Below are 9,420 nucleotides of genomic sequence, written 5' to 3' on the forward strand. Positions count from 1 at the left end.
ATCGGGGCGCGGCCGCTGACCCCGGTACCTGATACGGCCGGGGCAGACATCAAGGAGAAACACCATGCCGAAGCCTGCCAAGGGCGCCCGTCTGGGCGGCAGCGCCGCGCACGAGAAGCTTCTGCTGGCGAACCTCGCCAAGCAGCTCTTCGAGTACGGCCGCATCACCACCACCGAGGCGAAGGCCCGTCGCCTGCGTCCGTACGCGGAGCGTCTGGTCACCAAGGCGAAGAAGGGTGACCTTCACAACCGCCGCCAGGTGCTGTCCGTCATCACCGACAAGAGCATCGTGCACACGCTCTTCACGGAGATCGGCCCGCGCTACGTGAACCGCCCGGGTGGCTACACCCGTATCACCAAGATCGGTAACCGTCGTGGCGACAACGCGCCCATGGCGATCATCGAGCTGGTGGAGGCCCTGACCGTGGCCCAGGAGGCCACCGGTGAGGCCGAGGCGGCCACCAAGCGTGCCGTCAAGGAAGACGCCCTCAAGAAGGACGACGCGCCCGTCGAGGACGCGAAGCCGGTTGAGGCCGCCGAGGAGTCCAAGGACGCCTGAGGCTCTGCCTTGCTGTGAGCGGGTCCGCCCCCTGCGGGGCGGGCCCGCTTTCGCGTTGTTGAGAGGATTGCGGTGTGAGTGATGAGGTAGAGCCCGGATTCGTGCGGGTGCGTCTTGACCTTTCGTACGACGGCAAGGAGTTCTCCGGCTGGGCCAAGCAGCGGCAGGGGCAGCGGACCGTCCAGGGTGAGATCGAGGCCGCGCTGCGGACGGTGACGCGATCGCGGGAGACGTACGAGCTGACGGTCGCCGGGCGGACCGACAGCGGGGTGCACGCGCGGGGGCAGGTCGCCCATGTCGATCTGCCGGAGACCGTGTGGGAGGAGCACCGGGACAAGCTGCTGCGGCGGCTCGCGGGGCGGCTGCCGCACGATGTGCGGGTGTGGAAGGTCGCCGAGGCGCCCGTCGGCTTCAACGCCCGGTTCGCGGCCGTGTGGCGGCGGTACGCCTATCGCGTCACCGACCATCCCGGTGGCGTCGATCCGCTGCTGCGGGGGCATGTGCTGTGGCACGACTGGGAGTTGGACCTCGACGCCATGAACGCCGCCGCCGAGCGGCTGGTCGGCGAGCACGACTTCGCCGCCTACTGCAAGCGGCGTGAGGGCGCCACGACCATTCGTACGCTCCAGGAGCTGCGGTGGGAGCGGCGCGCGGACGGGGTGCTCGAAGCGACCGTGCGGGCCGACGCCTTCTGCCACAACATGGTGCGGTCGCTGGTCGGCGCCATGCTGTTCGTGGGGGACGGGCACCGGCCCGTGGAGTGGCCGGCGAAGGTGCTCGCGGCGGGCGTGCGGGACTCCGCCGTGCACGTCGTGCGGCCGCACGGGCTCACGCTGGAGGAGGTCGGCTACCCCGCCGACGAGCTGCTCGCCGCGCGCAGCAAGGAGGCGCGCAACAAGCGGACGCTGCCCGGCGCCGGGTGCTGCTGAGCCGCGCCGGGTGCCGCTGAGCCCGCGGCGGCCGGACTATTCGGGGGCCGCCGCCGCGGCGGACGCCTGGGCGCGGCCCCGCTGGTCGACGCGCTGGAAGGCGAAGCGGGCCATGGTGTCGCCGACGGCGTAGGCCTTGCGGTCGGACGTCGTGACGTCCTTGCCGCTGGGGTAGCCCGTGGTGGTGAAGTACGCGTAGCGGCCGTACGCGTGGTACGTCCCGCGGCACACCCCCGTCTGGCAGAAGCCGGGCACGCCCTTGCCGGGCAACGTGTTGACCAGGCCGTTCTTGACCTGGCTCATGACCTTCCTGGCCTCGGCCGAGGTGTCGAAGACGGCGACGCCGATGGTGACCGCGATGCCGTCCTTGACGTAGCTGGCGCGGATCAGGCGGGTGCAGTCGTTCCTGGTGAGGATGGTGCCGAGGGCGGGCTGGGTGACGGACGCGCACTTGTCGGTGCTGTCGGTCGCGCCCTTCTTGTAGACGTTCTTGCCCGAGGTGTACGTCTTGCCGGGGAAGAGGCCCTCGGGGGTGAGCGGCGCCTTGTCCTTCTTGGCGCTGGAGATGAAGTCCTTGGGGTTCGGCGGCGGCGGTGGAGTGGTCTCCTTGAACGTCGGACCCGGGTCGTCGCTCGCCCCGGGGATGTCCGCGGTCGCGGGCAGCTCGCTGGCCGGCTTGTTCGAGGCGGAGGCGTCGTCGCTGTTGGCGGAGACGACGGTGATCGCCACGGCGGCCGCGATGCCGATGGTGGCGAACGCTCCGCCGCCGATCATCAGCCATTTGCGGCGCCGGGCGCGTGCCTCGGAGGCTTCGGCGAGCGCCGCCCAGTCGGGTGTGGGTCCGCCGCCGGGTCCGCCCGTTCCGCCCGGACCCCACTGAGGTCCCCCTTGCCCAAAGCTCATGGGCCGCATCTTAGACGGGGAGTTGGGGATGTTGAGCGGCGGTCGTGTGGGGTTCCCGCCCTAGCCTGAGGCGTATGGATACGGGCAAATCGGCGGTAAAGGGTTGGTTGTTGCGGCCTGCCGGGTGGCATGTCCGGGCCGTGCTCGGTCTGGTGCTGCTCGCCGGGGCCGTCCGGGTGGGGCTGAGGGTGCCGGGCGGCGGGATGGACAACGCCATCGTGGTGCGGGCCGCCGAGGCGTGGATCCACGGGCGTTCGCCCTACGCCGACCGGCACTTCCTCTATCTGCCGGGGGCCGTGCTCGCCGCGGTGCCGCAGGCCCTGCTGCCGACCGCCGTGGCCCGCTTCCTGGTCCCCGCGGGCGTCAGCGTCGGCCTCGTCGCCGGGTGGGTGTGCGCGCTGCGGCTGTACGAGGTGTCCTGGCGCAGCCGGTTCGCGGCGTACGGCCTGCTGGGGCTCGTGCTCGGCTTCGCGCCCTTCGGGCACCTCGTCGAGCTGGGCAACTGGACGGTGGCGTCGGCCGTGGCGCTGCCACCGGCGCTGCTGCTCGTGTGCCTGGGGCGGTGGGTGGCGGCCGGGGTCGTCATCGGCGCCGCCGTCGCCGTGAAGCCGCTGCTGGCGCCCGTCGTGCTCCTCTTCGTCTTCGCCGGGCGGTGGCGGGGGCTCGGGGCGGCGATCGCGGTGCCCGCGGTGGTGTCGCTGGGGGCCGCGCTCGTGATGCCGGACCCCGCCGGGTTCTTCACACGGACGCTGCCCTTCCTGCTGCGGGGCGACGATGCCTTCGTACGTCTGTATGAGGCGTCGCCGGCGGCGGTGCTCGGGCGGCTCGGGGTGCCCCCGTCGGTGGCGGCGCTGCTCGCGGGGTCTGCGGCGGCGGCCGGCGTGTGGTGCGCGTGGCGGAGGTGGAGGAGAGGGGACGCGGGGCCTTCGAGGGGGGTGGAGTGCGCCACGATGCTGATGCTTTCGGCCTTTCTCGTCTCCCGGCCCTCGTACGACCACTACCTCCTGGTCGTCCTTCCGCTGCTGCTCGCCGGGGTGCTGACGGCGGGGGCGCCGGGGCGGAGTCCGTGGTTCTGGGTGGCGCTGGTGCCGCAGGTGCCGGGGTTCACCTGGCCGTGGCTGGAGCCGGGGACGCGGCGCGCCTTCAAGGACGCGGCGACGCTCTGTCTGCTGGCGGTCACCGTCGGGTGGGCGTGTGTGGCGGGCGGGGCCGCTGGTGGGCGTGGGGTGCGTCACGATCCGGTGCCGCGGGGGCGGCGGCCGGAGGTGGGGGCGGCGGCCCGCAGCAGGTGAGGGGCGGGGAGCCGCGCGGGGAGCCGGGCCGGGCCGTGCCCGCGGGGGTGAGCGGGGTGTGCCGGGCGCCCGGAGGCCGGTTACCCTGGAAACTCACAGGGCCGCCCGAGGCGGTGGAACCGGCTGCGCCGGTCTCCAGGCCCGCGTTTTGACCCGTACGGGGCAGCGCGGGTATTCTGCGAGTTCGTTATGTGTATTGGCTTTCTCATTCTCACGTGAGGGGCCCTTACACCGGCCCACCGGGCCGATGACCAGCGGCAGGACTCGGTTGCGTCACCGATGTCCGCCAAGGCTGTCGTACATCGTCCGTGGTGGCCATGTCAGGACCCCACCTCTGAAGAAGCGAAGGCTACGACACCGTGCGTACGTACAGCCCCAAGCCCGGCGATGTGACCCGCCAGTGGCACGTCATCGACGCCCGGGACATCGTCCTGGGCCGTCTGGCGACCACCGCTGCCACCCTGCTGCGTGGCAAGCACAAGCCGATCTACGCCCCTCACGTTGACACCGGTGACTTCGTCATCATCATCAACGCGGAGAAGGTCCACCTCTCCGGCAACAAGAAGACCCAGAAGATGGCGTACCGCCACTCCGGTTACCCGGGTGGTCTGCGTTCCGTCCGTTACGACGAGCTGCTCGCCAAGAGCCCCGAGAAGGCTGTCGAGAAGGCCGTCAAGGGCATGCTCCCCAAGAACACCCTGGGTCGTCAGATGCTCTCGAAGCTGAAGATCTACGCGGGTGACCAGCACCCGCACGGCGCTCAGCAGCCGGTCCCGTTCGAGATCACCCAGGTCGCGCAGTAGTTCCGGCCACCCCCAAAGACGTAAAGAAATCTGAGGAGAATCGTGGCCGAGACCACCGTTGAGCAGCCGGTCGAAGAGACCGAGGTTGTTGACGTCGAGCAGTACACCACCGAGTCCGAGGCGCCCGTCGAGGGCGAGTACACCTCGGAGTCGAACGCCGCGCGCTTCGGCGACCCCCAGCCGGCCGCCGGCCTGGGCCGTCGCAAGAACGCCATCGCCCGCGTCCGGATCGTCCCGGGCACCGGCAAGTGGAAGGTCAACGGGCGCACGCTCGAGGACTACTTCCCGAACAAGGTCCACCAGCAGGAAGTCAACGAGCCCTTCAAGGTGCTCGAGCTCGACAACCGCTACGACGTCATCGCCCGCATCTCGGGTGGCGGCGTCTCCGGTCAGGCCGGTGCGCTCCGTCTCGGTGTCGCCCGTGCGCTGAACGAGGCCGACGTGGACAACAACCGCGCCGCCCTGAAGAAGGCCGGTTACCTCAAGCGTGACGACCGTGCGGTCGAGCGCAAGAAGGCCGGTCTCAAGAAGGCCCGTAAGGCCCCGCAGTACAGCAAGCGCTAATCGCTGCCTGCTTGTACTTCTCGTTCGCCCCGGCGGCACACACTGTGCTGCCGGGGCGTTCGTCTATCAGGAACGAACGTTCGGAGGACAGCAGTGGGACGACTCTTCGGCACGGACGGCGTGCGTGGTGTCGCCAACGCGGATCTGACGGCCGAGCTCGCGCTCGGACTCTCCGTGGCGGCGGCGCACGTACTGGCCGAGGCGGGCACCTTTGAAGGCCATCGCGCGGTGGCGGTGGTCGGGCGTGACCCGCGCGCGTCCGGGGAGTTCCTGGAGGCCGCGGTGGTCGCGGGCCTCGCGAGCGCGGGCGTGGACGTCCTGCGCGTCGGTGTGCTGCCCACCCCGGCGGTGGCGCATCTCACCGGTGCGCTGGGCGCCGACCTCGGCGTGATGCTCTCCGCCAGCCACAACGCCATGCCCGACAACGGCATCAAGTTCTTCGCCCGCGGCGGCCACAAGCTCGCCGACGAGCTGGAGGACCGCATCGAGTCCGTGTACGAAGAGCACCGCACCGGCGCTCCCTGGCAGCGGCCCACCGGGTCCGGCGTCGGCCGGGTGAAGTCGTACGACCAGGGACTCGACCAGTACATCGCGCACCTGCTCGGCGTGCTGCCCAACCGCCTCGACGGACTGAAGATCGTCCTCGACGAGGCGCACGGCGCCGCAGCCCGCGTCTCGCCCGAGGCGTTCACGCGCGCGGGCGCCGAGGTCATCACCATCGGGGCGCAGCCGGACGGGCTGAACATCAACGACGGCTGCGGCTCCACCCATCTGGGGCTGCTCAAGGAAGCCGTCGTCGAGCACAGGGCGGACTTCGGCATCGCGCACGACGGGGACGCGGACCGCTGCCTCGCCGTGGACCACACCGGTGCCGAGATCGACGGCGACCAGATCCTCGCCGTGCTCGCCCTCGCCATGCGGGAGCACGGCTCGCTGCGGCACGACACCGTTGTCGCCACCGTCATGTCGAACCTCGGCTTCAAGCTGGCCATGGAGGCCCAGGGCCTCTCGCTGGTGCAGACCGCCGTCGGCGACCGGTACGTCCTGGAGTCGATGAAGGAGCACGGCTTCGCCCTCGGCGGCGAGCAGTCCGGGCACGTGATCGTCCTCGACCACGCGACCACCGGCGACGGCACGCTGACCGGGCTGCTGCTCGCGGCCCGCGTCGCCGAGACCGGGCGTACGCTCGCCGATCTCGCCGGCGTCATGGAGCGGCTCCCGCAGGTCCTCATCAACGTGCCGGACGTCGACAGATCGCGCGTGAAGACCTCCGCCGAGCTGTCCGCCGCCGTCGCCGACGCCGAGCGCGAGCTGGGCTCCACCGGACGGGTGCTGCTGCGCCCCTCCGGGACGGAGCCGCTGGTGCGGGTCATGGTGGAGGCCGCCGACATCGAGCAGGCCAGGTCCGTGGCCGGGCGGCTCGCCGACGTGGTGAAGTCGGCGCTGGGCTAGGGCTTGTGGTGTGACGCGGCGGTACGTTCGCGCTGCGTGGCCCAGAGAGCCTTCTGGGCCAGCAGCGTGAGCGTGCCGGCGAGGACGATGCCGAGGAGATTCAGCAGCAGCTGCTCGGTGGAGCCCCACGCCTGCTTGTACTCGTTGTAGCTGAAGGCGACCGCGGCGTTCGCCGCCGCCGGGACCGTCGTCACGGAGATCGCCACTCCGACCAGGGCGCCCGACTTCGCCGAGGTGAGGGAGAGCGTGCCCGCCGCGCCCGCGAGGACCGCCACGACGAACGAGAACCAGTCGGGGCGGTAGATGAAGTTCGTGTTCGGGCGCTCCGCCTTCAGGGCGTCGTGGGTGAACAGGTCCGTCGCGTCCATGACGTAGCTGAACCCGACCGTCACCACCATCGCCACCAGGAAGCCCACGAGCAGCGCGGTCAGCGAGCGCAGCGCCAGCTTGGGCGCCCGCCGCACCAGGGCCGTGCAGAAACCGGCCAGGGGACCGAATTCCGGTCCCACGGCCATCGCGCCCACGATCAGGATCGCGTTGTCCAGCACGACGCCGCAGGCCGCGAGCATCGTGGCGAGCGTGATGAACGCGACGTAGGTGATCGAAAGCGTCGACTCCTCGTGGGTCGCGTCGGTCAGCTGCTCCCACAGGACCGCGTCCGAGCCCTCTCCCGGCGCGTCGTGCTCCGCCTTGTCGGCGCGCTCGGAGAGGGAGAGGTCGATGTTCTCCACCGCGATCGAGCCGCACTTGTCGAGGTCCAGCGCGCGCAGAGCGCTTATCAGCTCGTCGCCCGCCTCACGGGCGACGTCGCACATGATGACGTCGCCCGCGGGGTCGCGGGCCGCGCCCGGCACCACGGCGAGGTGCGCGGTGCCGGTCGTCCCCTCGATCAGACGCAGTACGTCGTCGGTCTTGTCCGCGGGGGAGATCAGGCGCAGGTGCAGCATGTCGGCAGAGTAGTCGGGTGGGGTGCGGTGGTGCGGTGGTGCGGTGGTGCAGTGGTGCAGTGGTGCAGTGGTGCAGTGGTGCGGTGGTGCGGTGGTGGGTTCGGTGTTCAGAGCTTGCGCAGGCTCAGGCGCTGGACCTTGTGGTCGGGGCCCTTGCGGACCACCAGGGCGGCGCGGCCGCGGGTCGGGGCCACGTTCTCCAGGAGGTTGGGTTTGTTGATGGTGCGCCAGGTGGTGCGGGCGTAGTCGAGGGCCTCCTCCTCGGACACCTGCGTGTACTTGCGGAAGTACGAGGACGGGTTCTGGAAGGCCGTGTCGCGCAGCTTCTTGAAGCGGCTCAGGTACCAGCGCTCGATGTCCTCCGTGCGGGCGTCGACGTACACGCTGAAGTCGAAGTAGTCCGCGAGGCCCACACGGGTGCGGCCGTCCTTGCCGGGGAGTGCGGGCTGCAGGACGTTCAGGCCCTCGACGATGAGGATGTCGGGGCGGCGGACCGTGAGGCGCTGCCCCGGCACGATGTCGTAGATGAGGTGGGAGTAGACGGGGGCGGTGACCTCCTCCTTGCCCGCCTTGATGTCCGCCACGAAACGGGTGAGGGCGCGGCGGTCGTACGACTCGGGGAAGCCCTTGCGGGACATCAGGCCGCGGGCTTCCAGTTCCTCGGTGGGCAGGAGGAAGCCGTCGGTGGTGACGAGTTCCACGCGGGGGTGTTCCGGCCAGCGGGAGAGGAGGGCCTGGAGGAGGCGGGCGACGGTGGACTTCCCGACGGCCACGGAGCCGGCGACCCCTATGACGAAGGGGGTCCCGGACTGGGACCCCTTCTCGCCCAGGAAGGTGTTGAGGGCTCCGCGCAGGCCGTCCGTCGCGCCTACGTAGAGGTTCAGAAGTCGGGACAGCGGGAGGTAGATGTCGCGGACCTCGTCCAGGTCGATGACGTCGCCGAGGCCGCGGAGCTTCTCCACCTCCTCCGCCGTCAGGGGCAGAGGCGTCTTCTCCCGGAGAGCGCTCCACTCGTTTCGGGTGAGGTCGAGGTAGGGAGTCGCCTCCGGCTTGTGCCGGTGGGCGCTCCGCGGCGCCTTCGCAGGCGCGGAGACCGAAGAGATCACGGTCCATTGTTACGGCTGTTTGAACGGCGAGGGGGTGGGGGGCGTGGTGGGGTGTGTCACCCTGGGCCGGTGTTTTTTGCGTGATCGGGTGATTTCTGGGGTGAGCCTGTGATTATCGGGGTCGGCATCGACGTCGCGGAGATCGAGCGGTTCGGGGCGGCGCTGTCCCGGACGCCGGGTATGGCGGAACGGCTCTTCGTGGAGAGCGAGTTGCTGCTGCCGAGCGGGGAGCGGCGGGGGGTCGCGTCACTGGCGGCCCGCTTCGCGGCGAAGGAGGCGCTGGCCAAGGCGTTGGGGGCGCCGGGGGGGCTTCGGTGGACCGACGCCGAGGTGTATGTCGAGGAGAGTGGGCAGCCGCGGGTGCGGGTGCGGGGGACTGTGGCTGAGCGGGCTTCTGTGCTGGGGGTTCGGGTGTGGCATGTGTCGCTCAGTCATGATGCGGGGGTGGCTTCGGCGGTGGTGGTGGCGGAGGGGTAGGGGGTCTGGCGGGGTCTGGCCCCTGGGCCTTGGGCGGTGCCGTCTGCGCCTTCTCTCCGTCTGTGGGGCGGGGCCGCGGGGGTATGTGCGTGCTCGCCATCTTGGTGTGGGCGTTGATTTGCTGCTGGGCTAGCTGCTCCACTGTGCTCCGCTCGCACATACCCCCACGTCCCCTCGCGCGCGTTCGCGGCTGCGGGCCGTCGCGGATTTCCAGCTCCTACGCCGATCCTGCCGCGCGGGGAGTTCCCCGCCCGCCCCGTGTTCCCGTGCCTGTCCTTGCAGGGCGCGAGGTTCCTACCCTCGCCGTCGGGTGATCCCAGGTCCACCTCAGCAGCGCGGGAGTTCCCCGGCTGTCCTGTGTTCCCGTGCCTGTCCTTGCAGGGCGGGG

Annotated in this window: 10 protein-coding genes; 7 read left to right on the top strand and 3 right to left on the bottom strand. The window is 70.6% G+C overall.

All coding sequences use genetic code 11. From position 1 onward, the window contains the following. The first annotated feature begins 64 nt into the window (after positions 1-64). The gene (gene rplQ, locus ACWDVB_RS08395; protein WP_055553524.1) at positions 65-559 is read left to right on the top strand and encodes a 50S ribosomal protein L17; all 495 of its coding nucleotides are present in this window, start codon (positions 65-67) and stop codon (positions 557-559) included. A gap of 74 nt (positions 560-633) precedes the next feature. Continuing rightward, entirely contained in the window at positions 634-1,488 is an 855-nt protein-coding gene (gene truA, locus ACWDVB_RS08400) for a tRNA pseudouridine(38-40) synthase TruA (RefSeq protein ID WP_451518088.1), read from the top strand. 36 nt (positions 1,489-1,524) lie between these two features. Here the strand turns inward: truA and ACWDVB_RS08405 are convergent, their stop codons facing one another. Then, positions 1,525-2,391 (bottom strand): hypothetical protein, encoded by an 867-nt coding sequence (locus ACWDVB_RS08405; protein WP_451518089.1) that lies wholly within the window; start codon positions 2,389-2,391, stop codon positions 1,525-1,527. Positions 2,392-2,465: 74 nt separating this feature from the next. Between ACWDVB_RS08405 and ACWDVB_RS08410 the strand changes: the two genes are divergently transcribed. From ACWDVB_RS08410 to glmM, 4 genes are all read left to right on the top strand, one after another. Next, positions 2,466-3,683 (top strand): glycosyltransferase family 87 protein, encoded by a 1,218-nt coding sequence (locus ACWDVB_RS08410; protein WP_451518090.1) that lies wholly within the window; start codon positions 2,466-2,468, stop codon positions 3,681-3,683. Between the two features lie 359 nt (positions 3,684-4,042). After that, entirely contained in the window at positions 4,043-4,486 is a 444-nt protein-coding gene (gene rplM / locus ACWDVB_RS08415) for a 50S ribosomal protein L13 (RefSeq protein WP_451518091.1), read from the top strand. 42 nt (positions 4,487-4,528) lie between these two features. Beyond that, entirely contained in the window at positions 4,529-5,050 is a 522-nt protein-coding gene (gene rpsI, locus ACWDVB_RS08420) for a 30S ribosomal protein S9 (protein ID WP_249588321.1), read from the top strand. A 93-nt stretch (positions 5,051-5,143) separates the two neighbouring features. Continuing rightward, on the top strand, positions 5,144-6,502 hold the full coding sequence (gene glmM / locus ACWDVB_RS08425) for a phosphoglucosamine mutase (protein ID WP_451518092.1): 1,359 nt from the start codon (positions 5,144-5,146) through the stop codon (positions 6,500-6,502). On the opposite strand, the gene ACWDVB_RS08430 is transcribed toward glmM, so the two are convergent. Continuing rightward, positions 6,499-7,449: a DUF389 domain-containing protein gene (locus ACWDVB_RS08430; protein ID WP_451518093.1), complete on the bottom strand. Its 951-nt coding sequence runs from the start codon at positions 7,447-7,449 to the stop codon at positions 6,499-6,501. The two genes, glmM and ACWDVB_RS08430, sit on opposite strands and share 4 nt — an antisense overlap. A 107-nt stretch (positions 7,450-7,556) precedes the next feature. Continuing rightward, the gene (gene coaA, locus ACWDVB_RS08435) at positions 7,557-8,555 is read right to left on the bottom strand and encodes a type I pantothenate kinase (protein WP_451518094.1); all 999 of its coding nucleotides are present in this window, start codon (positions 8,553-8,555) and stop codon (positions 7,557-7,559) included. A 108-nt stretch (positions 8,556-8,663) separates the two neighbouring features. On the opposite strand from coaA, the gene ACWDVB_RS08440 reads away from it, so the two are divergent. Beyond that, the gene (locus ACWDVB_RS08440; RefSeq protein WP_451518095.1) at positions 8,664-9,032 is read left to right on the top strand and encodes a holo-ACP synthase; all 369 of its coding nucleotides are present in this window, start codon (positions 8,664-8,666) and stop codon (positions 9,030-9,032) included. The last annotated feature ends 388 nt before the right edge of the window (positions 9,033-9,420 follow it).

It is taken from the genome of Streptomyces sp. NPDC003379 (assembly GCF_053589195.1).